The organism is Niastella populi, from assembly GCF_002078015.1.
GTDB lineage: Bacteria > Bacteroidota > Bacteroidia > Chitinophagales > Chitinophagaceae > Niastella > Niastella populi.
On record NZ_LWBP01000002.1, the window covers coordinates 19,024 to 42,950 of the forward strand.

Genomic DNA, 23,927 nt, shown 5'->3' on the forward strand with positions numbered 1-23,927 from the left:
TACGAACGAACGTTTTATTAATAATAACGTACGACGTAACGAGCGTTCCAACTAATGCACGCGCTTATTAACAACTTAATCCACAGGTAAAGCAATGAATGATTACAGTCCCGAGGAGCAAAACCTCGCGTATAAGTTCGCAGACGCATTAAATGACCATAAATCAATTCAATGGCATCTTTCGCTCGTCAGAAAATACGAATTATGGTCTTTACGAAAAGAGCTGGAAGAAGCGTTAGCTGTTCCAGATAACGAAGTGCGAAAAAGCAGGGCAGCAATTTATAATTCACGGGTAAAAGCCTATGGAGTCGAAAAGAGTGCTCGGGATTAGCCTGGGCACTCGCAAGCTCGGCATTGCTGTCGTGCAAGGCGATCGGGTACCGTACTTTGCTTCCAAAGCATTTCTTGAAGCATGGTCTGAAAAGAAACCTCGAAGGATTCTTTCACTTATTGACCGATATGTTTCGAAGTTCCAAATAAATTGGATTGCTATTAAAACGCCGCGGGTCACGGTCGAATCACCGAAACTATCGGCACTCCAGGCAACTATTAAAGACTGGGCAAAAGAAAAAGGAATAGAAATACACACCTACACAGTCGCAGAGTGCAAGCAGGCTCTTGGCTTGCATAAACGGGCAAATAAAGAAAAATGCATGCGATTATTAGTTGAGCAATTCCCTCCCTTGCAAAGCAAGTATGAACAGGAAATGAAAAATAAGTCAGCTCATTATGAAAAGCTATTCGAAGCGATCGCTGTTGCCCGTGCCCTATATCAACGGCTTCGATTGTAACAATTCTTTCCCCCTTACTTGACCAATATCTTGCCGATACACTTCGACTAGATCTTTTCTTTCAAATTTAGCGTGCAACTACTGAAAAGGACATTGTCCTTTGAAAAACACGCATGTAGTGTGAAGAATGAGCATGGCATAGCCATGCAAGCCCGATAGCAGTATCGGGCTTTTTTGTGCCGAATAAACTATCATAAATTAATCATTATTTTTTGGGTGTTTTTCACGATTTTTTTGACCCATTGAACACATACTTTCACTTATTCATTAAACCGTAAAACATAAACTGCTTTTATGAAACAAATTTCAGGATTCGTCATTCTTGTTAGTCTTTTGGCTATCGGATGCAGGGTAGTAAACACATCCAGAAAGAGTGCAGGAATTTCTAAACAAGGGCTATACAAAAATGGAGCCGCTATTGAACCGACGTTCTTTTGGTCACATTATGATGCAACACAAAGAAGCGGACTCTATCTGATTACTCCCGATAACAAGGTAAAAGTTATATCAGAACCACCGCCTGATGCAGCAACCAATAAAATGCTGGATGTACTTGCCAAAACCAATGTAAAAGACAAGGTAGAAGCAGAAGCCAAAGTTTCAGCCGTGAAATCCGTGGCAGAATTGGGCAAGAGAACGGTAGCAATCAATTTTGTTCGCGATATTGGGTTTAGAATTGAAGCATTGCTCAACAACAATACAACAATAGATGCTAACACCGTAACCCTCTATACCCTACTGCTTGAAAAAGCAAAAGAAATATCATTAGCCGAATCGAATACGGAAGTGGTAAAAAACAAGGTAGACATTCTCAAAGAACTCAATTTAATTCTTTCAAAAGCCGATTCAACAGCCCCCAAACTGTCACAAGCAGACTTGATAAAGGAAATAGAAAATGTAATTAAATAATAATTTACTACTTAATCTTCAAGAAGGAATCTGCAGTTGTTGCAGATTCCTTCTTGAAGATTATTATGTTGAACAGATTACCATCAAGCAGAGTGTTCTCCCTGTGGCTGCGCGCCCACCATTTCTGAACCACTGACAGGATTGAAGCGCAATAAGGCATATCTCATGATTTAATGTATAACTAAACCTCATCACTTTAGCGGAGTTTTGCATAAGATAAAATTATTTACCACTGAACCAGTCTTTCGGAAGCAAGGGATCATTTGCATTCATATCAGTACCGCCTTGCGTTCCTCCACTCACAGGTTGAATAGCCTTATTAAGCACCCTCCAGCCATAGTGAATACCGCCGATTTCAGACAACCGTTTATTACCTGCAGGCAAATCACGTTCCCAGTTTCTGTATGTAACTCGAATTTCGACCAGTCTTCCAACAACCTTCCTCTCTGTTACCAAAGCACTGTGAGTAATCCTGCTTCCATCTAAACGACCAAACTGAACAATATCTCCTGGATAAAGTTCGGAATCACTGAAACATGCTGGATATATTCTGCCGGACTTTACCACATACTCGGAGAATGACTGCGCAACAGCCCAACTACATGAAAAGCATTTTTGTATTAAACACCCAAGATTATTATCACAACATGGTCTTCCATCTGCCCACCAGTCTTTGGTTTTCGTCCATCCGCCAAAAAGTAAGCACTGGGATAAGAAGTTAGTGCAATCACCATGTTCTTGAAAATCACAATAAAATTCACTGGGGTTGTCCCAGTGTTCTAGTGCGTACTTTATTGCTTTTTGTGAATTATAGGGCGGTGGTAAATCATTTACCCCTAACTCTGTTTGGATTCTATTCAGCCTTTCCTTATCGAACAAACCAGTTTGTGATGCGTAATTCACATACCAAGGTTCGAACTCACTGGAACCTGAATATGAGAATCTTGAAATAATCCAAACACCGCTTTTTTGCTTCATTATTACGTCGTAGTAATTACCACCTTCAGTAACCATATATTTTCCGGTTAATGAATCTTTAATATTATCTGTCATCGTAAAGCGATGTAGAACCCTAAGGACAACCGAATCTTTCCTCTTCTGGAAACTATCAATTTTCACAGCACTCGTATAATCAGTATATATAACACCATGCTCCGAGTGCGTTTTCTTAAAGGCCAAAATCTTATTGGCAAGGGTTGTATCACTCGGATTTTCCTGATAGTTTAACCAATCAGTGCTGGTAGATTTTCCGGTCGCCAAATTATACTGACCATCCAAATAGCTTTGGAGAATTGGCTGCACTTCCGAAATTATTTTTTCATCACTGAAAGCAGAAAGATCAAAAGACTGGTTGCTTTTTTTGTTGCAGGCTAAAACAATAAGAACAGCAATTAGTACCAGGGCCCCTACAGCAGTTAATACTTTTCTCATAAATAGCCGATTTAATTACAGTATTGTATATATCCTATATTAATTAAAACAACAATACCCCCGATTCTGACTTGATTTTAATCGACTTTTGAAATAATTATTTTCAACATTTCCATTTCTGGCAATTCTTTCCCGCTTCTTCCGCCAATCTTCTCCATATACACTTTTCCCTGAACCTTCTTTTACAACCAAATATCAGTTAACCAGAGAACCATGTATCCAGTCGTTGAGAAGGACATTGTCCTTTGAAAACCTTGCATGTTTGCAGCAGTGTGTGTTGTGTGCGAGCCCGATAGCAGTATCGGGCTTTTTCCTGGTCTCTATTTTTCCATTTCTGGCAATTCTTTCTCCCTTATCTCGTCCTGCCTTTGTTCATACACTCCCTTCTGAAACAATCCTCTTTCACAATTAGCCATCACCAGTATGAACGTAGCACAAAAGTCAGCATCGCAAGACGTCCACTCTTTCGTTACCTCCCGGATAATTGAACAACTAACCATTGGCATCATTCCGTGGCAAGAAGAGTGGAGGAGCGAGCACCCCCAATACATGAACGGCTACCCGATGGACTACATCAATGTCCTGCTGTTAGGAATCCTGCCGTACCCGCGCAAAGTGTTTTTTACCGCCAAACAAATGAGGCGGAATAACGTAAGCACCAAGCGGGGTGAAAAAGGGTTTACCATTCTCGGCATCAGACATTCGAAAACCCGGCCGTCCCTGTACTGCACGACGGTGTACCATCCAATTAATCTAAAAGCGGAATATGATGACCTGTTGCCGGCTGAAAAGATTGTCCGCAACCCGATTAAAGCGTGTGAGAAAATCATTGCTGGTATGCCCAAGCTGCCGCGCATCGTCCCCGATACCTCGCCGGCATATTACAGCCTGTCCGCTGACACGATCAGCATGCCCGACAAGGAACGCTTTGCAAACGAAGAGCTGTATTACAGCTCCCTCTTTTACGTCCTCGCCCAATGTACCGGCCACCGCTCCCGTATGAACCGGGAATGTGCCGTCCCTCGACACCCCGATGATGCGAAAACCCATACCCTTGAGGATTTAATCACTGAAATGACTGCGGGCTATCTGTGCAATTATGCAAGTATCGCTCCGTCGTTTTTGATTAGATACCACAGCGATTGCGACGGCTGGCTCCGGAAAATAGAGACTGACAAGGAAATGGTTATTACGGCCGCTATGTACGCACAAGAGGCCATTAACTACATCCTCAATCGCAATCCGATGCTAAACCCTATTCAAACAGGTGTATACACGCCATAGCACGTGCCCATCAAAAGAATTTTCTCACCTAAAATTTTCAGTTATGAATGGAATACACCATTCCCCTACCCCGCAGGAGGTATACAATATTGTTTCCAATCACCTAATAGCACAGCTCGAAAAGAAAGTGATTCCCTGGCATGTTTCATTTGCAAAAGGCGGATTGCCGCAGAACCTCATCAGCGGCAAACCATATTCCGGCCTGAACGTCTGGCTGCTGGCTGCACTTAACTATGCGCATAACGTGTTTCTGACTCAGCAGCAGGCGCAGTCAATGGGAGCAACCATAAAGAATGGAGAAAAAGGGCACCTAGCGATATACTACACGCCCGAAAAGGAGCTGCGGTATTCCCACGTCTTCAATATCGCTCAATGCGAGAATATACCACCGGATTCGATTCCCCCTCAATTCGAGGTTTCGGATCCGATAAAAAAATGCAAGAGAATTGCTGAAGAAATGCCTAAGCATCCGGCTATTGATGTCGGCGGCGCCCACGTATTCTACAGCTACCAGGACGACACCGTGCACATGCCTGACCCTGAGTTTTTTCACGACAGAGCCTCCTTTTTCAGCAGCCTCTTTTACGGCCTCATGTGTTCAACCGGCCATGAAATCAGGCTGAATCGGAAAGAACTATTGCAGGCCAAGCGGCTTGCGACGCCTCGCATGTACAGTACGGATGACCTGATCGCTGAAATGGGTGCAACGTATTTATGCGGCATAGGCGGCATAGAGCAAACGCATTTGCGCTATGACTACTTTGATGCTGAAGGCTGGCTGTATCGGTTTCGGACACACAACCAGTTTGCGATTGTGGCCGGCAAAGCCGCTCAAGCTGCCGTGAATTACATACTCAACATCCCCCCTGAAACATGATATAGAAGCCTGAATGTTCAGGCTTTTTTTATTGAAAAGAAAAAAGCCTGTATAAACAGGCTTAAGTGATTTGCATTGCTAATCAGGTACAGATTTTAAAAAGTGCTCTAACCTTTCCACCGTCTTCGGCAGCGGCTTCTTCCTCCCCCGTTCATACCCATTAATCAACGCTTCCTCTATCCCCACCAGTTTCGCAAACGCTTCCTGGGTTAACCCGTGCAGGTACCGGTATTCCTTTATTTTCCCGCCCAAGGTGCTGGTATCCACCTCCCAGGGAAAGTACCCCAAAAAGACAGTTATGGCCGGATACCGCTCAACCCCCGGCTCGGTTTTGTTCTTCTCCCACAGGGTAATGGTGTTGTAGAAAACCCCAAAATGGGAAGCAACTTCATGTTGTGTCATACGCAATTCCAGCCGCCGATTTCGTAACTTGTCTCCCAATGAAACCGCCACAGGCACCATCTTCTTCCCCCGGACAGGCTTCGGCACTGTTTCCTCTAACGCGGAACAAATCCGCAGAGCGCTCCGGCACAGCAGATCTACCTTTGCACTATGGCGCGGTTCCGCCCTGGCTGGCAGAACGCATGGCCAGGCTGGGTCTTGCCATTACCGAGGTGATCCTGATGGAATATGGAAAGGCCGATTGGGTTCGCCGCATGAGCGATCCCTGCTGGTTTCAAAGCCTTGGCGCTGTAATGGGGATGGACTGGCACTCGTCGGGTATCACTACTTCAGTATTGGGTGCTTTAAAAAAGGCCATCAACCCGCTTTCGAAGGAACTGGGTATTTATATCTGTGGCGGCAAAGGCAAACATTCGCGCCAGGTGCCAAATGAATTATTAGCTATCGGCGAGAAAACCGGTCTGAATGCGAAACAGCTTGTTCACTGCAGTAAACTCAGCGCAAAGGTTGATAACACCGCCATACAGGATGGATTTCAATTATACCTGCACGCTTTTATCGTAAGCAATGAAGGCGAATGGGCGGTTGTACAACAGGGTTTGAATGATGCAACCGGCACCGCCAGACGATATCACTGGCATTCACAACAATTACAATCATTCGTAAACGAACCGCATACAGCTATCTGTGGATTGCAATCGGGCAATATTCTAAACCTGGTCGATAAAGATGCCGCAGCTACCCGTTCAGGTATCGTTTCCCTATCTAAGGAATCGCCATCATATTTATTACCTGAAATACAACAACAGGTTATTTTGCCGGCGCATCATGATGTTCGGGCAAAAGATGTTGACCTTAAAAGGCTTGGCGCCATGTTATGGCTTACTCATGAAAGAAAGCCCGCTGATTTTGAAGAGTTATTAATGCTTGAAGGAATGGGCCCGCGTACACTACAGTCACTTGCATTGGTAAGCGAAGTCATTCATGGTACTAATTCGCGGTTCAAAGACCCGGCCCGTTTTGCATTTGCGCATGGCGGTAAGGACGGACATCCATTCCCGGTTCCAACAAAAGTGTATGATGAAACCATCGATACCCTGCACCAGGCTGTTCAAAAAGCAAAGATCGGTGAGAGCGATAAACTGCTTGCTATTAAAAAGCTGACCGAACTTTCGCAAAAAGCGGAAGAGGATTTCATACCGAACAATAACTTCGAACAACTTATTGAAAAGGAGCGCAACGAATCGTGGCGTTATGGGGGCAGAACCGTAATGGGAATTGAAAAGCCGCCTTCCAAAAGGTCGAAAGGAGTACAGTTGCGGCTGTTCTAAATGGGAATATCGTGAAACGGCAAACGTGAAACGTGAAATAGCTCGCGATATTTGAGATTAATAACTATCGTCGGCCAAAAAAATTTTTGATGCTTGTTATAATAATAAAGGCTGCCAAAATTGCTTTTGAACAGCCTCAATAATATTTATGGGTCACCGGGTGGTGAATGTACCGCGATCTTTATGATCAATTAACGAGCTTACGCCGCCAAAAAATTCTATTGCCTTTCTGTATTTTCATAATCACATTAGCAAATCATCACATTACTTATTACGCCTTATTCCCTCTTTGCCTGCCATTATTATTTGATCTTCCCTGATGATGTCTTCTACCGCCTCCGCCGCCACCCCTGTTCTTTGGACGGAACTGCGGTTTATACTCAGGAGCGGGCCCAAACTCTTCCGGTATAGCCGGTTTTTCAACCGCTTTGCCGATTAGTTTTTCAATGACGGCAAACTTGTTTTGTTCGGCCGGACTAACCAGCGTGAACGCAATACCATCGGCCTCGGCACGTGCCGTTCTGCCAATCCGGTGCACATAATCCTCCGCATCGCGTGGTACATCGTAATTTATAACCAGGTCAATGGTATCGATATCGATCCCACGGCTTAATATATCCGTAGCTACGAGAATGGGAATGCGGCCGCTGGTAAAACCACTCAACACATCTTCGCGCTGCGCCTGCTCCAGGTCGCTATGGATCTCGGCGATCTTAAACCGGGCGCGTTCCAGTTCGCGCGCCAGCGATTTCACGCTTTGTTTACGGCTGCAAAATACCAGCGCACTTTTAAACTGAACGTTCTTTAAAATATCTTTCAGCAAAGGAAGCTTTTGGGGTTCAAAAACAACAAAAGCTTTCTGTACTATCTTTTCCGGAGGTTTTGAGATGGCAATATTGATCTCGGTAGGGTCTACCAGGATCTTCCTTGCCAGTTGCCTGATCTTATCGGGCATGGTAGCCGAAAACAACAGGGTTTGCCTTTTAGCCGGCAGCGTGCCGATGATCTTGTTGATATCATCGGAAAAACCCATATCAAGCATTCTGTCTGCCTCATCGAGCACCAGGAACTGCAGCTGCTTGAATTGCACATAACCCATGTTCAGATGGGCGATCATGCGGCCGGGGGTACAAATGACGATATCAGTGCCCGTTTGCAACGCCTTTTTCTCGGCCACAAAGTTACTTCCGTCATTTCCGCCATATACTGCAATGGAGCTCAGATTGGTAAAATAGGAAAGGCCTTCGAGGTGCTGGGCAATCTGGATCGCCAACTCACGGGTAGGCACAATTACCAGCGCACCAACCTGGCCTTCAATGCGATGGCTCAGTAACCGGTTGATCACCGGAAGCAAAAAGGCGGCGGTTTTGCCGGTGCCGGTTTGGGCAGAGGCAATTATATCTTTTCCGGCAAGAATAGGCGGAATTACCTTCTCCTGCACGGGAGTAGCGTTTTCGTAGTTGGAGGCTTCAATGCCTTCTAATAAGTCAGGGTGGAAACCGAATTCTGTAAAGCGCAAGATGAAATGGTATTTAGGTGTTTGCGGAGCATGGTCCTGCAGATAAAAATTATATATAGCAAATATAATGGAATTTGAGCATGTTAATCAATAAAGTACAGCAGCCCCTCCCCGGGCACAGCCTTTGCCTTATTGACCCTAAAGCATTCATATGGAAAAACGAGTTTTGGGAATGATTCTCGCACTTGTTGGCATTGTGGGACTTATACTTGCCGGCGTTAACTTTATCAACGGGGGTTCGGGCTCACATAACATTAAGCAAATCATTCTTTACGGCGTATTGGGAGCCATTTTTTTCTTTGCCGGTGTTGGCCTTATTCGCAATACCCGCGACAGGGCAACATAGCAGAATGTGGAATTCTGTACACGGCTACCACTTCTTTTCCTGCGTATTAAGTATATAACCTGTCACTAATACCCGGTTTACCTATGCCTGAAGGGCCAAGCATTGTCATTTTAAAAGAAGCGGTTCAGTTGTTCAAAGGCAAAAAAGTACTGGCTGTAGCCGGTAATTCTACCCTTGATATCGACCGGTTGGCCAATCAAAAAGTGACCGACTTTAAAAGCTGGGGAAAACATTTTCTTATTTGTTTTCCCAACTTCACCGTGCGCATTCATTTTATGCTTTTCGGTTCCTACAGCATAAATGAACAAACCAAAAAAACGCCGCGGCTTCATCTGCATTTCAGTAATGGCGACCTGTACTTTTACGCCTGCTCCGTTAAATTTATTGAAGAAGATCCCGATACCATCTACGACTGGACCGGTGACCTGCTCAATAAAAACTGGGACGCTAAAAAGGCCAGAAAGAAATTGAAAGCGCAGCCCGATCAACTTGCCTGCGATGCCCTGTTAGATCAGCATATTTTTGCCGGCTCAGGTAATATCATCAAGAATGAAGTACTATTTCGCATCGGCATTCATCCCGAAAATAAAATAAAAGACCTGCCACCACGTAAACTCACCGAACTTGTAAATGAAGCCTGTAATTACAGCTATGATTTTCTCGACTGGAAAAAAGCCTTTGTTCTCAAAAAACACTGGCTGGCGCATACGAAGAAAACCTGTCCGCGTTGTAATATTCCACTCATAAAAGAATACCTGGGCAAAACCAGGCGCCGCACTTTCTTTTGCGAAAACTGCCAGGTGCTGTACACAACCGGCAGGCAAAAACCGCCTGCAAAGAAAAAACCTGCAGTGGCAAAAGTGAAACGGCAAACGGCATACGTAAATAATGCAAGCCATGAGCAGCGAGCCGTAAGCCGTAGCGGCAACTCAAAATCAAAAGCGAAGAAATAATAGCTATCTTAAATGCTGAACGGCATTTCAAAAAAGGAATTCATTCATAAAAAAAGAGTGAGCCGCCTGTGAAAGCAACTCACTCCTGTTATTTTTAATAGCGTACCGCACATCCATGTCGCACCCAGGTATTATCCCAATATCACATTATCCCATTATCACATTATCACATTGACCTCCTGTACTGTCCCCCCACTTCAAACAATGCATGAGTGATCTGGCCAAGTGAACAATACTTCACGGTTTCCATCAGCTCTTCAAAAATGTTCCCATTGTTGACGGCTACCTTTTTAAGCCGGTTCAACATCTCTTCCGATCTGTTCTCATTCCTTTTCCAGAATGCATGCAGGTTCTGGATCTGCTGTTCTTTTTCTTCGGTTGTACTGCGAATTACTTCACCCGGCAAAATCGTAGGGCTCCCCTTTTTATTAAGAAAAGTATTCACCCCGATAATCGGCAGGTCGCCATTATGTTTAAGACTTTCGTAATGTAAACTTTCTTCCTGGATCTTATTACGCTGGTACATGCGTTCCATAGCGCCCAGCACACCACCCCGTTCGGTAAGGCGGTCAAATTCTGCCAGCACCGCTTCTTCAACCAGGTCGGTCATTTCTTCAATAAGAAAAGAACCCTGTATAAAGTTTTCGGTTTTCGCGCTGCCCAGCTCGCGGTTGATGATGAGCTGAATGGCCATGGCGCGGCGTACACTTTCTTCCGTTGGCGTAGTGATCGCTTCATCATAGGCGTTTGTATGTAAACTGTTGCAGTTGTCGTAAATGGCGTATAATGCCTGCAGCGTAGTACGAATATCATTGAAATCGATCTCCTGGGCATGCAGGCTGCGGCCTGAGGTTTGAATATGGTATTTCAGTTTCTGGCTGCGGTCGTTGCCTTTGTATTTATACTTCATGGCCTTGGCCCAAATACGCCGCGCTACCCGGCCTATGACACTATATTCTGCATCCATCCCATTGCTGAAGAAGAAAGACAGGTTGGGAGCGAACTCATCGATATGCATGCCGCGGCTCAGGTAATATTCTACATACGTAAACCCATTGGCCAGGGTAAACGCCAATTGCGTAATGGGGTTGGCGCCGGCTTCTGCAATGTGATACCCGCTGATACTTACACTGTAAAAATTGCGCACCTTTTGCTGAATGAAATATTCCTGCACATCACCCATCAGCTTCAATGCAAACTCGGTGCTGAAGATGCAGGTGTTCTGTGCCTGGTCTTCTTTCAATATGTCGGCCTGCACGGTGCCGCGTACCTGGGCCAGCGCTTCGGCTTTTATTTTTGCGTAAACATCAGCCGGTAATACGTCTTCACCCGATACGCCCAGTAATTTCAAACCCAAACCATCATTGCCATCGGGCAGGCGTTCAGGAGCTGATGGATTGTAATAAGTGGGTTTTGTAAGATGCTGAAATTTCTTTGCCATTTCACCATCCACCCGTGACCATTCACCATTTGCCGCTATCCATTTTTCACATTGCTGATCGATGGCCGCATTCATAAAGAACGCAAGTATTATCGGGGCCGGACCGTTTATGGTCATGCTCACCGATGTTTTAGGATCGCACAGATCGAAACCGCTGTATAATTTTTTGGCGTCATCAACCGTGGCAATGCTTACCCCGCTGTTGCCTACTTTACCATAGATATCGGGCCGGTGAGCCGGGTCTTCTCCATACAGGGTCACACTGTCAAAGGCGGTTGACAACCGGCGCGCCGGCTGATCGAGCGACACATAGTGAAAACGTTTGTTGGTACGTTCGGGACCGCCTTCGCCGGCAAACATGCGCGTAGGGTCTTCGCCTTCGCGTTTTAACGGAAACACGCCCGAAGTATATGGATATTCACCCGGGATATTTTCCTGCAATTGCCATTTCAGAATATCGCCCCAGTCAGTATACCTGGGCAGCACCACTTTAGGTATCCTTGTTCCGCTGAGCGAGCGGGTGGTCATTGGTTGTTTAAAAACTTTATCGCGTACCTGGTATTCAAAGAAATCGGCTTTGTATTTGGCAACAACCCCGGGCCATTCTTCCATCAGTTTTCTGCATTCGGGATGTATTTTCTCTTCAAGCGATTTCTTTATTAACCCAAGTTCGTCTTTTACGGCGGCAGACAATGCGGTAACGGCAGAAAGCGTTCCCTGCACCTGGTATAATTGGGAGGCCAGCGCGCATTGTTCTTTTACCCATTCATCATAACCGCGGTTGGCATCCGAAATCTCAGAAAGGTAGCGTACGCGTTTGGGCGGAATGATCTGCGATCTGGTGGTGGTGTCTTTAAGATGCGCATGCACTTCCACCTGTCCGAATTCAATGCCTGTTTTTGTTTTAATGGTGATCATCAGCTTTTCGAACAGCTCATTGATGCCCGCATCGTTGAACTGGGCGGCAATGGTGCCGATCACCGGCAGTTCTTCCTCTTTGGCCGACCATAACCCATGGTTGCGTTTGAACTGTTTACGCACATCGTGCAAGGCATCGAGTGCGCCGCTTTTATCGAATTTATTGATGGCGATCACATCGGCATAATCGAGCATGTTGATCTTTTCCAGCTGCGAGGCCGCGCCATATTCGGGCGTCATCACATACAGGCTCACATCGCAATATTCAAGAATGCTGACGTCGCTTTGTCCAACCCCGGCCGATTCAAGAATGATAAGATCAAAAGCGGCTTCTTTACATACATCGATGGCGTCCTGTACATGTTCGCTTAACGCAACATCGCTATCGCGGGTGGCCAGTGAGCGCATGTAAGCGCGGGGCGAATGAATGCTGTTCATTCGAATGCGATCACCCAACAGGGCGCCGCCTGTTTTCTTTTTGGATGGGTCAACAGAAATAACGGCTATCGTTTTTTCAGGAAATGCATTCAAATAGCGCCGTACAATTTCATCGGTAACGGATGATTTGCCGGCGCCGCCGGTACCTGTAATGCCTAATACGGCCCCCTCCCGGCCTCCCCCGGTGGGGGAGGGGTTAGATACCTCGCTATTATTCTCGTCAATCTCTTTATCGGGCAGTTTAGAGAGTGAGTCTTGTATATTATCCAAAACCTTTTCGAGTTCGTAAGTAATTTCATCGTTGGTAAACCGGATTACCTGAAAGCCTAATTTATTAAGGACATCAGTTCTTTCTTTGTCACTGATTTTCATGTCAGGTAATTGATGGTAATTACCATCAACCTCTATGATTAATCCCTTTTTCAAACAAACAAAATCAGCAATAAAGCTTCCGATTATATGCTGCCTTTTGAATTTATACCCTTCTTTTTTATTTCTAAGTTTATCCCATAATATTTCTTCGGCAACTGTAGCTTCGTTTCTATGTGACAAAGCAAATTCTTTAAGCATTCCATATAATGACGGATCGGCTTTGAACTGGTTTACCGTGATCGATGATCCATCATATATGGTTTCCGGCCTAATCTTATTTTCAGCCAATGTAATTGCACGGGCTATCCTTCTTATATCTTTCTTTTCCCCCAACGGCAATTTCCCATTCCACTTACGGAAAGCCAGCCAATAATCAGACTGCTGACCTTCTCCTCCCCCACCGGGGGGAGCAGGGAGGGGGCTACATTGCTTTATCACATCTTCGATCATCCCTTCCAACCCTAACCTTCTTCCATCATCCGGACTATAGATCCGCGTAATACCATAACTGTGCAATTCGGTGATCTCCTGCGGCAAAATGGTGCCGCCCCCGCCGCCGAATATTTTTATATGCCCGCATCCATTTTCATCGAGCAGGTCTTTCATGTATTTAAAGAACTCCACATGACCACCCTGGTAGCTGGTAATGGCAATGCCCTGGGCATCTTCTTCAATGGCACATTCAACGATCTCTGCTACCGACCGGTTATGACCAAGGTGGATGATCTCGGCGCCCTTCGACTGTAATATGCGCCGCATTATATTGATAGCAGCATCATGACCATCAAACAGGGAAGCGGCAGTAACTATCCTTACTTTATTAACTGGCGTATTACTCATAATTCAAGCATTACAAAATCGGGCTAAAGTTAGTTCAAAAAAGCTAATGCTTGTTAGTATTCCATGCATATCTGCTTGTAAAACTGAATAAAATGCTAAACTTCCGGGAACGATTCCGGAATTTTTCGTTTGGTTTGCAGTGAAAATGAAATAGTTTCGGCCAACAAAAAATTATACTGGTAAAATGAAGCTTATACGTTTTGGAAAATCAGGGCAGGAAAAGCCCGGTGTTGAATTGCCCGATGGAAAAAGAATTGACACCAGCGCTTTTGGCGAAGATTATACCGAGCAATTTTTGACCAACGATGGCATTGCCCGTTTGGCGGCATGGTTAAAAACAAACCAGTCTGCATGCCCTGCAGTTGACCCTGATGAGCGGTTGGGCGCTCCCCTTGCCCGCCCTTCAAAGATCGTATGCATTGGTTTAAATTATGTTGACCATGCGAAAGAAACCGGTGCTGCAACCCCTGCCGAGCCGATCATATTTTTTAAATCTACTACTGCCATGTGCGGTCCCAACGACCAGTTGGTGATCCCAAAGAACAGCACAAAAACCGATTGGGAAGTGGAGCTGGCTGTTGTGGTTGGTAAAAAAGCATCTTACGTAGAAGAAAAAGACGCCATGGACTATATAGCAGGTTACATGCTGCACAATGATTATAGTGAGCGTGCTTTTCAACTGGAGCGCAACGGCCAGTGGGTGAAAGGTAAAAGCTGCGACACATTTGCACCGCTGGGCCCCTGGCTGGCTACAAAAGATGAAATTGCCGATATTCATAACGTGCGCCTATGGCTTACCGTGAACGGAAAAACAATGCAGGATGGCAATACATCTAACCTCATCTTTAAGCTCCCGTATCTGATCTCATACCTGAGCCAGTTCATGACCCTGCTCCCGGGCGATATCATCAGCACCGGTACACCTGCAGGCGTAGGTCTTGGACAAAAGCCTGAACCGTTTTACATAAAACCAGGTGATGTAATTGAACTTGGTATCGATGGCCTGGGAAAAAGCAAACAGGTTGCAGTAGCATACAAATAGTTTATTGTTTATAGTTTATGGTTTATGGTTGCCCAATTTCATAACGCCTGATAAATGGCGAGAACCGAAACAGTCAGGAAATCCTGAAATAAAGAAACTATAAACCAGAAACAAAAAACCAGAAACTGAAATGAGATATTGTTTTGCCCTGGATCTGAAAGATGATCCTGCACTGATTGCCGAATACGAGCGCCATCACGATCATATTTGGCCCGAGATCGTGGAGAGTATCAGATCCTCAGGCATTGAAGTGCTCGACATTTACCGCACCGGCAATCGCTTATTCATGATCATGGAAACAAATGATCGGTATTCACATGCAGAAAAAGCAAAGGCCGATGCCGCCAATTCTAAAGTTCAGGAATGGGAAACGCTTATGTGGAAGTTTCAGCAGGCGCTCCCCTGGGCCAAACCCGGCGAAAAATGGATATTGATGGATAAGATCTTCAGTCTTACCTGAAACAAGTAAATGTATTGCTATGAACATGAAAAAATATTACGATGCTGCCCCTGACGAAGCCTTTGGTGGCGACACAGACCGCACTGCCGTGATCGACTCACACGTTCACTTCTGGAAATACGATAAAAAAACCTACGACTGGATAGATAAATCCATGAAGACCTTACAACAGGATTATCTGCCCGAACACCTGTCGCTGGTATCAAAAAGAAATAATGTCGATGGCGTTGTGGCCGTACAGGCAACCCAAACAGAAATGGAAACCCATTTCCTGGTTGAGCTGGCCAAAACACATAACATTATCAAAGGCGTTGTTGGCTGGATAGACCTGCAGGCTGATAATATTGCCGACCGCCTGCAATACTTTTCCCAATACCCTGTTATAAAAGGGTACCGCCATGTAGTGCAGGGCGAACCGCTCGATTTTCTGGCCAGGGAAAATTTCCGCCGCGGCGTTGCGGCATTAAAGGCGTACAACTATACGTACGATATTCTCATCTTCCATAACCAGTTGCCGCCGGCCATCGATTTCGTTCGGGCATTCCCCGATATGCCGCTTGTAATTGACCATTGCGCCAAACCCGACATCAGGCATAAGAACATAGATGAATGGAGAACAAACATGAAGGAAATAGCAAAGTTCCCGAATGTATGTTGTAAGTTATCGGGTTTGTTCACCGAAGCCAGCTGGAAGGAATGGAGCGCGGCTGATTTCTTTCCCTACCTCGATGTAGTGTTTGAAGCGTTCGGCCCGAACAGGTTACTGTTCGGCAGCGACTGGCCCGTAATGTTGCTTAGCGGCATTTATGTGCAATGGAAAAGTTTGCTTGAAAAATACATGGAGAACTATTCGCACGACGACCGCGAAAAAGTATTCGGCCTCAATGCCATTCAATTTTATAATTTATAATCAACATGGATTTACATCTCACCAACAAAGTGTTTATTGTTACCGGAGGTGCCAAGGGAATAGGAGCAGCCATTAGCAGTTCCATTGCAGCCGAAGGCGGTATTGTTGTTATAGCAGGAAGAAAAAAAGAAGACAATCAGGTAAAGGTTGATGAAATTATAAAAGCAAAAGGCAGGGCCACCAGCATTGCGGTTGAACTGGCTGACCCGGCCGCCTGTAAGGAAGTGATCGACTTCACGGTGAAAGAATATGGCCGTATCGATGGCATTATCAATAATGCCGGTGTAAATGATGGCGTAGGTTTGGAAAGCGGTTCGCCCGAAAAATTCTTTCAATCGCTTCAGAAGAACCTGAGCCATTTTTATAACCTGGCGCATTATGGGTTGCCGTACCTGAAAGAAACAAAAGGTACTATTATAAACATTGGTTCTAAAGTCGCCGATACCGGCCAGGGCAATACCTCGGGTTACGCGGCTTCAAAAGGCGCTATCAATGCCCTTACGCGTGAATGGGCCGTTGAATTACTGCCTTACTCCATTCGCGTAAATACAGTTATCCCGGCTGAAGTATGGACGCCTTTGTATGAGAACTGGATCAACACGCTGCCCAACCCGAAAGAGAAGCTGGCGCAGATCGTTTCGAAAATACCGCTTGAGAAAAGATTCACTACATCGGAGGAGATCGCCGATATGACGGTGTTCCTGCTCAGCAGCCGCTCGAGCCATACAACCGGTCAGATCATTTATGTAGATGGCGGTTACACGCATCTCGATCGTTCACTGACGTAGAACCACAAACAACAAACCACAAACAACAAACTAATAACTCCCGATTGCATGGCCCTTCCATCATCATCCAGTAGTTCCTCCCTGAAAACACAACAGGTTAAAGGATATTTATTTCCTTTTATTCTGGTTACCAGCCTGTTTTTCTTTTGGGGCTTTGTGCATAATCTCGACCCGGTATTGATACCACACTTGCGGGAAGCATTTACATTAAACTTTTTGCAGGCGTCGCTGGTCGACTTTTCCGTTTTCATTGCTTATTTTGTTATGGCGCTGCCTGCCGGGTTCATAATGCGAAAATATGGTTATAAGTCAGGTATATTATTAGGGCTTTTATTATTTGGTATTGGCTCATTATTATTCATACCGGCAGCCAATACCCGTGCCTATGTATTGTTCCTGGGCGCGCTGTTCGTTATAGCGAGCGGACTTACATTTTTAGAAACCGCAGCAAACCCATATGCGGCCTTGCTGGGGCCAAAAGAATCATCTACCCAACGGTTAAACCTGGCACAGTCATTCAACGGACTGGCAGTTGTACTTGCCCCCATACTTGGTGGTAAATTCATTTTGTCGGGAGCAACTTTAACTGAAGCGCAAAAAGCCTCCATGACGCCGCAGGCGCTGGATGCATATCTGGCGGCCCAGGCATCTACAGTAAAAGGGCCTTATTTAATTTTAGGTATCATCATCCTTGCTGTGGCGCTGATCTTTGCATTTACAAAGCTGCCTGAAATAAAGGAGGAAGAAGAAGGAGAAGGTAAACAATCCAGTTTCGCCAACGCATTCAGGCATAAACACCTTATTTGGGCAGTAGTAGCCCAGTTCTTTTATGTAGGCGCACAGGTTTGTGTTACCAGTTTCTTTATAAATATTGCAATGGATGCCGCTCATATCGACAAACAAACGGCATCGGTTTATCTTGGCTTAGGTTATGGATTGGCTTTCATGATAGGCCGTTTTGCCGGCACCTTTTTTATGAAATTTATCAGCCCCAATAAACTGCTGGCAATTTATGCAGCTATAAATATTGTATTATCAGCCATAGCCATTGTAAGCAGCGGCATGATAACCGTATATGCATTGATTGGTGTCGGCTTCTTTATGTCGATCATGTTCCCAACCATTTTCTCACTGGGCATTCAGGGCCTCGGCGTTGACACTAAAATTGGTTCCAGCCTTATCATTATGTCTATTGTAGGTGGTGCATTGATACCACTTGCCATGGGCGGTATTGCCGATATCACTAAAAATATCCAGAACGGTTATATCATTCCATTGATTTGCTTTATTGTGATATTCTACTTCGGCTGGAAAGGTTATAAAGTAAAAACAGTTTAAACCGGATACTTTATTAAGCTGAAAAGTTAGCAACGCCCGACCGTTAACAGGCGTTGCAAATTGTGAGTTTTCCCTGTCAACTTTTCAACTTATTAACTTATCAACTTAACTTGCACCCATGTTTCGACTCGATAATAAAACGGCCATCATTACCGGTGGCGGAAGCGGTATAGGAAAAGCCATCGCCGTAGTATTTGCAAACCAGGGCGCCAGGGTTCATATTTTAGATATGGATGAACAGGGCGCCACCAGTGTAGTAAAAGAAATAACCACCGATGGCGGCAAAGCGCATTTCTATAAATGCGATGTTTCAAAACAGGCAGAAGTTAAACAGATAGTTGACGGTATTGCCGCCGGCGGCGCAATCGATATTCTCATCAACAACGCCGGCATTGCCCACATCGGCACCGCAGATTCTACTGCCGAAGCGGATTTCGATCGCCTGGTAAGCGTAAACGTAAAAGGCGTGTATAACTGTTTACATACTGTGTTACCGCATATGAAGCAAAATGGCGGCTCCATTTTAAACATGGCCTCCATTGCCTCACTGGTGGGCATACCCGACCGCTTCGCGTACTCTATGACCAAGGGTGCTGTTGTAGGCATGACGTTATCCGTTGCAAAAGATTACCTCAAATACAATATCCGCTGCAACTGTATTTCACCGGCCCGCGTACATACCCCATTCGTTGACGGGTTCCTGGCTAAGAACTACCCGGGCAATGAAGCCGAAATGTTTGAAAAGCTGTCGAAGACCCAGCCCATCGGCCGCATGGGTAAACCGGAGGAAATCGGATACCTGGCTTTATACCTTTGCTCAAACGAAGCGTCTTTCATCACCGGCTGTGATTACCCCATAGACGGCGGGTTCACCAAGCTGAACAACTAATTAATAGTAATTCAATACATTATGCAATGCGAAGTCTTTATGGCTTCGCATTTTTTTTGCCGGTAACCTGGCTGAAACCTATCATCTGCCTTTCATCCTTGGGTTATCTTAAGGTATTCTTAGGGTCATCTTAGGGTTAAAACCCCAGGAAAACCCTAAGATGACCCCAGGATGACCCTAAGATGAGAGGAACCACAGACCAGGGAAAGGCCGGTAACAGACCTTGCTGATACAATACCTGCGCTTTGCCCTGTATAGCTTTATTTTTAAAAGAGAAAGGAAAATGTGCGGAAGATTGAAGTACAGTTTTGTTTAATTCCGCTCTTTTTTGATTACAAACCCTCCGTTATACTGCACTTGTTTATATAGCCTGTAACTGCTTTCATAACCAAAACACAGCTAAATTATTTTGGCTTACAGCATTTTCATACCCCGAATTGTCTTATTTTGTGGTAACTCAAAGCTATTGCACCACGGATGAAACGCGCTGCTGCCATATTGCTGCTGATCATCTTCCTGTTTAACTGGTTTGGATATCGGTTATTGTCCGATTATATGCAACACCGGGCTGACACCCAACTGGAATCACAACTCGATCAACATCAATACAATGAAGCCAGCCTTATAGAAATACGCGTTCCGCTCAACATGCCATACCAGAATATCTCCTCCGGCTTTGAACGGTACGATGGCGAAATAGAATACAAAGGCATCCACTATAAATACGTAAAACGCAAAGTGGCTAACGGTGAGTTGGTATTATTATGTTTACCCAACGAAACCAGAATGAAATTGCAGAACGCCCGTGAGGAGTTCTTTAAACTGGTGAACGATCTGCAAAACGCGCAGGAAAATAATTCATCGCCCGCCAGCTCCATCAAAAATCCCATTACCGAATACTGGCAGGAAGAAAACAACTGGCGGCTGGAAGCACTGACAGCGCAACAGCATCGATATACCGGCTATGCCATTGTTATTCCCCCCTCTCCACTCATTACTACGCCAGCCCAGCCTCCCGAATGCTGATCGCTATTGGTTTTAAGGGAAAGTCTTAGCCAGTTTCATATCATCAGGCAATTTTTGATTTAAAAAAATTGATGCCATATCATGCGTCCATTATTGTTTGCCATTATTATGGTGATCGCCATCTCTTGTTCGCAACAGAAGAACGATTACCAGCAGGTTCTTCATGATCCTGTTCTTTACAGTAAAGTAACCGGTTTGCTAACTGAGGTCATTACCTACGATATTTTTACGCCACCGGTAGCCAGCCGCATTTATGCCTACGCCCACCTGGCGGCATATGAAACCATGGCGCGTGGCGATAGCAGTTATACCTCGCTGAAGGGCCAGTTGAAAGATTTTGCCGGGGTGCCCGCACCGGACGCCGGCAAGGCCATCGATTATCGATATGCGGCGCTTATGTCGTTTATGGAAGTGGGCAGAACACTCACCTTTTCGAAAGACATGACCGACAAGATCGTTGACTCTCTGCAGGCGCTGGCACTGGATCATGGAATGCCTGCCGAAATAAAACAAAACTCCGAAGCTTATGGGATTGCAGTGGCAAAAGCCGTGCTGGGCTGGAGCAAGAAAGACAACTATGCCGAAACCCGCTCAGCCGCCAAATACACCGTGCCTACCGATGAAGGCAAATGGGTGCCTACCCCGCCGGGATATTTTCAGGCCGTAGAACCGGCATGGAGAACCATTCGCACCATAGCGCTCGACAGCAGCAACCAGTTTCCTCCACCGCCGCCCTGTGCATTTGGCAAAGACCCCGCCTGCTCGTTTTATAAAATAACCAAAGAGGTTCAGGACACCGTTTCGAACCTAACCGAAGAACAAAAGGCCATAGCCAGTTTTTGGGACTGTAATGGTTTTAAGTTAAACGTGGTTGGTCACACCATGTACGCTACCAAGGCCATGACGCCCGGGGGCCACTGGATGGGCATTACCGGCATTATTTGCAAGAATCAGCAAGCCGATTTCAACAAAACGGTTTATACCTATACCACCGTCTCTTTTGCCCTGATGGATGCCTTTATTGCCTGCTGGGACGCGAAATTCACGTTCAACCTCATCAGGCCCGAAACGGTGATCAATAAATATATTGATGCCAACTGGAAACCATTTCTGCAAACACCGCCTTTTCCTGAATATACCAGCGGCCATTCCATTATTTCAACGGCCGCCGCTACTGTGCTAGAACATATTTACGGTAAACAAACACCGTTCAGGGACAGCACTGAACGTGCCTGGGGTTTTGCCGACAGAAGTTTTGAAACGCCCAGGCAGGCAGCCGACGAAGCGGGCATGAGCCGCTTTTACGGCGGCATACACTATCGCTCTTCCGTAATTGTAGCAAGAGAACAGGGCATTAATGTAGGAAACTATGTACTGTCGAAACTACAGATGAAAAAAGGGCAGCTCGCAAGCAAATAAAATACATAGTGTGCCACACCTGCTTTACACTCGCAATCAAGGTGTGGCACACTTAAACACCTATACCAAAACAACTATCATGAAGAAGACTATTGTTATATCGTTTCTATACCTGTTATTAACTTACCATGCGCAATCACAGGGTTGCGTGGCAATCAGAAGCACCGGCGGCTTTTGCACCCGTGATCAGGCTATGGAGCATGGGTCGAACAACTGGATGCTGTCGGTAAACAACCGCTATTTTAAATCGTTCCGCCACTTTGTGGGTAAAGAAGAACAAAAACACCGCACCGAACAGAATACCGAAGTAATTAACTATTCATACACGTTAGATCTGGTGCTCACCCGTATTTTTAAGAACGGCTGGTCTTTAGCGCTCGACGTTCCGGTTATATCAAACGACCGCTCCTCGCTGTATGAGCATGGCGGCAACAACGGTGGAAAAGGCGCCCGCCATTTTACCAGTTCTTTTGGCCTGGGCGATATTCGCATAGTGGGCTATAAGTGGTTGTTAGATCAAACCAAAATGCCAAAGGGTAATATCCAGGTTGGGCTGGGCCTCAAACTGCCAACAGGCGATTACCGCTACCAGGATTATTTTGTAAAAAATGATTCCACCAAAGTACTGGGCTATGTCGATCAGTCAATTCAGTTAGGCGATGGCGGAACCGGGTTCACTACCGAATTAAATGCTTACTATAATTTCAATTCCGTTATTGGTGCATATACCAATTTATATTACCTCATCAACCCGCGAGAACATAACGGCGTATCAACAGCGCGGGGAGGAACGCCTTCTGCCACTGCCGTTCAATATGGCACGGCGGTAATGAGCGTACCCGACCAGTGGATGATACGTGCCGGAGTAAATGCTACCTGGCAAAACTTCACCTTATCTGCCGGTGTGCGTAAAGAATGCCAGCCCGCTAAAGACCTTATCGGCGGCAGTATGGGTTTTCGCCGGCCGGGTTATATCGTATCCATTGAACCGGGCCTGAACTACCAGTTCAAAAAAGCTACCATATACGCCTACGTTCCTTTCGCAGTAAAACGTAACCGCATTCAAAGCGTTGCCGATATGCTGAGAACGGAAGCAACCGGCGTACATGCACAGGGCGATGCAGCCTTTGCCGATTACCTCGTTAACATCGGCTGCGCTTTTAAATTTTAACCAAAAAAGTGTACCACACCTCTTTTGCGAAGGTGTGCAGGTGTGGCAAACTTTCTATACAAAACCTAATTGTTTATGATACAATTCCGGAAGGCCTGCAGGCGGTATTGCATTTTACTTATTTTCTGTATTCAGGTCGCATTTTCTGTTAATGCCCAAACAGAGATCGATGGCATTATGATGGCCAAAAACAATTTGTGTATAGGTCCCATGTATGGTTACAGCAGCTGGAAGAATTATTGGGAAGGAACCCTGAAAAGGGAAAACCTGAACCTGGGCACCGTTTCTACCCAAATGATCAGCGTAATGGGTAACTACGGTATCACCAACAAGCTGAACATTCTGTTTGGCGCACCGTACATAACCACTAAAGCATCTGCGGGTACGCTGCACAGCCAGAAAGGCATTCAGGATGGTTCGCTGTGGTTAAAATGGATGCCCGTAGAACGAAAACTCGGCAACGGCGATCTCTCCCTGTATGGTATTGCCGGGGTTTCTGCACCGCTTTCAAAATATGTTGCCGATTACCTGCCGCTGTCGATAGGTTTGCGCAGCAAAACATTTTCATTAAGGGCCATGGGCGACTACCAGTTAGGAAATTTCTTTGTAACGGCATCGGCCACTTATGTGTTCAGGGACAATATCAGGATCGACCGCGACGCCTATTACACTACACAAATGCACTATACCAATGAGGTGTCGATGCCCAATGTTTTCACTTACAACATCCGCGCCGGATACCGCAGCCTCAATTTTATAGCAGAAGCTTTTCTGGATAACATGATCACGCAGGGCGGGTTCGATATTACACGTAACAATATGCCCTTTCCCAGCAATACCATGAATGCGATGCGCCTGGGCGCCTGGTTGAAATATGAATTGAACAAACCGAAAGGTTTGTCGTTTATTGCCACCGGTAACTACGTAGTGTCAGGAAGGAATGTGGGTCAGGCGACCACCATCGGGGGCGGCATATTCCAGATCATTGATTTCAACAAAAAGAAACCCGCCTCTTCATCGCTAAAAAAATGA

General features: G+C 45.6%; 21 protein-coding genes. 17 read left to right on the plus strand and 4 right to left on the minus strand.

The features are described 5' to 3' along the window. Window positions 1-302: 302 nt before the first annotated feature. Window positions 303-791 carry a RuvC family protein gene (locus A4R26_RS02450; RefSeq protein WP_081159541.1) on the plus strand — a complete coding sequence of 163 codons (489 nt, stop codon included), beginning with the start codon at window positions 303-305 and terminating at the stop codon, window positions 789-791. A 294-nt stretch (window positions 792-1,085) separates the two neighbouring features. Further along, window positions 1,086-1,700: a hypothetical protein gene (locus A4R26_RS02455; RefSeq protein WP_081159545.1), complete on the plus strand. Its 615-nt coding sequence runs from the start codon at window positions 1,086-1,088 to the stop codon at window positions 1,698-1,700. A 222-nt stretch (window positions 1,701-1,922) separates the two neighbouring features. Here A4R26_RS02455 and A4R26_RS02460 read toward each other — a convergent pair whose 3' ends face one another. Then, entirely contained in the window at window positions 1,923-3,131 is a 1,209-nt protein-coding gene (locus A4R26_RS02460; protein ID WP_081159549.1) for an amidase domain-containing protein, read from the minus strand. 423 nt (window positions 3,132-3,554) lie between these two features. On the opposite strand from A4R26_RS02460, the gene A4R26_RS02465 reads away from it, so the two are divergent. After that, window positions 3,555-4,415: a zincin-like metallopeptidase domain-containing protein gene (locus tag A4R26_RS02465; RefSeq protein WP_081159552.1), complete on the plus strand. Its 861-nt coding sequence runs from the start codon at window positions 3,555-3,557 to the stop codon at window positions 4,413-4,415. 43 nt (window positions 4,416-4,458) lie between these two features. Further along, window positions 4,459-5,292 (plus strand): ArdC-like ssDNA-binding domain-containing protein, encoded by an 834-nt coding sequence (locus A4R26_RS02470; protein WP_081159556.1) that lies wholly within the window; start codon window positions 4,459-4,461, stop codon window positions 5,290-5,292. 78 nt (window positions 5,293-5,370) lie between these two features. Here A4R26_RS02470 and A4R26_RS02475 read toward each other — a convergent pair whose 3' ends face one another. Then, window positions 5,371-5,694 carry a helix-turn-helix domain-containing protein gene (locus A4R26_RS02475; RefSeq protein WP_165760124.1) on the minus strand — a complete coding sequence of 108 codons (324 nt, stop codon included), beginning with the start codon at window positions 5,692-5,694 and terminating at the stop codon, window positions 5,371-5,373. A 38-nt stretch (window positions 5,695-5,732) separates the two neighbouring features. Here A4R26_RS02475 and A4R26_RS02480 point away from each other — a divergent pair, with 38 nt between their 5' ends. After that, window positions 5,733-7,025 carry a DUF763 domain-containing protein gene (locus A4R26_RS02480; protein ID WP_081159563.1) on the plus strand — a complete coding sequence of 431 codons (1,293 nt, stop codon included), beginning with the start codon at window positions 5,733-5,735 and terminating at the stop codon, window positions 7,023-7,025. 271 nt (window positions 7,026-7,296) lie between these two features. Here A4R26_RS02480 and A4R26_RS02485 read toward each other — a convergent pair whose 3' ends face one another. After that, entirely contained in the window at window positions 7,297-8,544 is a 1,248-nt protein-coding gene (locus A4R26_RS02485) for a DEAD/DEAH box helicase (protein ID WP_081159565.1), read from the minus strand. A 151-nt stretch (window positions 8,545-8,695) separates the two neighbouring features. Between A4R26_RS02485 and A4R26_RS02490 the strand changes: the two genes are divergently transcribed. Both A4R26_RS02490 and A4R26_RS02495 read left to right on the plus strand, forming a co-directional pair. Continuing rightward, a complete protein-coding gene (locus A4R26_RS02490) occupies window positions 8,696-8,890 on the plus strand; it encodes a hypothetical protein (protein WP_081159570.1) in 195 nt (64 codons plus the stop codon). A gap of 83 nt (window positions 8,891-8,973) precedes the next feature. Next, window positions 8,974-9,843 carry a DNA-formamidopyrimidine glycosylase family protein gene (locus A4R26_RS02495; RefSeq protein WP_081159575.1) on the plus strand — a complete coding sequence of 290 codons (870 nt, stop codon included), beginning with the start codon at window positions 8,974-8,976 and terminating at the stop codon, window positions 9,841-9,843. Window positions 9,844-10,009: 166 nt separating this feature from the next. Here A4R26_RS02495 and A4R26_RS02500 read toward each other — a convergent pair whose 3' ends face one another. Then, complete coding sequence (locus A4R26_RS02500) at window positions 10,010-13,852, minus strand: methylmalonyl-CoA mutase family protein (protein WP_081159579.1); 3,843 nt, start codon at window positions 13,850-13,852, stop codon at window positions 10,010-10,012. A gap of 184 nt (window positions 13,853-14,036) precedes the next feature. Between A4R26_RS02500 and A4R26_RS02505 the strand changes: the two genes are divergently transcribed. The 10 genes from A4R26_RS02505 (at window position 14,037) to A4R26_RS02550 (ending at window position 23,927) form a co-directional block, all read left to right on the plus strand. Beyond that, on the plus strand, window positions 14,037-14,894 hold the full coding sequence (locus A4R26_RS02505) for a fumarylacetoacetate hydrolase family protein (protein WP_081159584.1): 858 nt from the start codon (window positions 14,037-14,039) through the stop codon (window positions 14,892-14,894). A gap of 130 nt (window positions 14,895-15,024) precedes the next feature. Further along, the gene (locus tag A4R26_RS02510) at window positions 15,025-15,354 is read left to right on the plus strand and encodes an L-rhamnose mutarotase (RefSeq protein WP_081159587.1); all 330 of its coding nucleotides are present in this window, start codon (window positions 15,025-15,027) and stop codon (window positions 15,352-15,354) included. A 19-nt stretch (window positions 15,355-15,373) separates the two neighbouring features. After that, a complete protein-coding gene (locus A4R26_RS02515) occupies window positions 15,374-16,264 on the plus strand; it encodes an amidohydrolase family protein (protein WP_081159592.1) in 891 nt (296 codons plus the stop codon). Window positions 16,265-16,269: 5 nt separating this feature from the next. Next, the gene (locus tag A4R26_RS02520; RefSeq protein ID WP_081159596.1) at window positions 16,270-17,052 is read left to right on the plus strand and encodes an L-fucose dehydrogenase; all 783 of its coding nucleotides are present in this window, start codon (window positions 16,270-16,272) and stop codon (window positions 17,050-17,052) included. Between the two features lie 48 nt (window positions 17,053-17,100). After that, window positions 17,101-18,390 carry an L-fucose:H+ symporter permease gene (fucP, locus tag A4R26_RS02525; protein WP_081159601.1) on the plus strand — a complete coding sequence of 430 codons (1,290 nt, stop codon included), beginning with the start codon at window positions 17,101-17,103 and terminating at the stop codon, window positions 18,388-18,390. Window positions 18,391-18,508: 118 nt separating this feature from the next. Continuing rightward, window positions 18,509-19,279 (plus strand): SDR family NAD(P)-dependent oxidoreductase, encoded by a 771-nt coding sequence (locus tag A4R26_RS02530; protein WP_081159605.1) that lies wholly within the window; start codon window positions 18,509-18,511, stop codon window positions 19,277-19,279. Window positions 19,280-19,756: 477 nt separating this feature from the next. Next, entirely contained in the window at window positions 19,757-20,305 is a 549-nt protein-coding gene (locus tag A4R26_RS02535; RefSeq protein ID WP_081159610.1) for a hypothetical protein, read from the plus strand. 81 nt (window positions 20,306-20,386) lie between these two features. Next, window positions 20,387-21,724 carry a vanadium-dependent haloperoxidase gene (locus A4R26_RS02540; RefSeq protein WP_081159615.1) on the plus strand — a complete coding sequence of 446 codons (1,338 nt, stop codon included), beginning with the start codon at window positions 20,387-20,389 and terminating at the stop codon, window positions 21,722-21,724. A 79-nt stretch (window positions 21,725-21,803) separates the two neighbouring features. Further along, a complete protein-coding gene (locus A4R26_RS02545) occupies window positions 21,804-22,895 on the plus strand; it encodes a hypothetical protein (RefSeq protein WP_081159619.1) in 1,092 nt (363 codons plus the stop codon). 75 nt (window positions 22,896-22,970) lie between these two features. Continuing rightward, window positions 22,971-23,927 (plus strand): hypothetical protein, encoded by a 957-nt coding sequence (locus A4R26_RS02550; RefSeq protein ID WP_081159624.1) that lies wholly within the window; start codon window positions 22,971-22,973, stop codon window positions 23,925-23,927.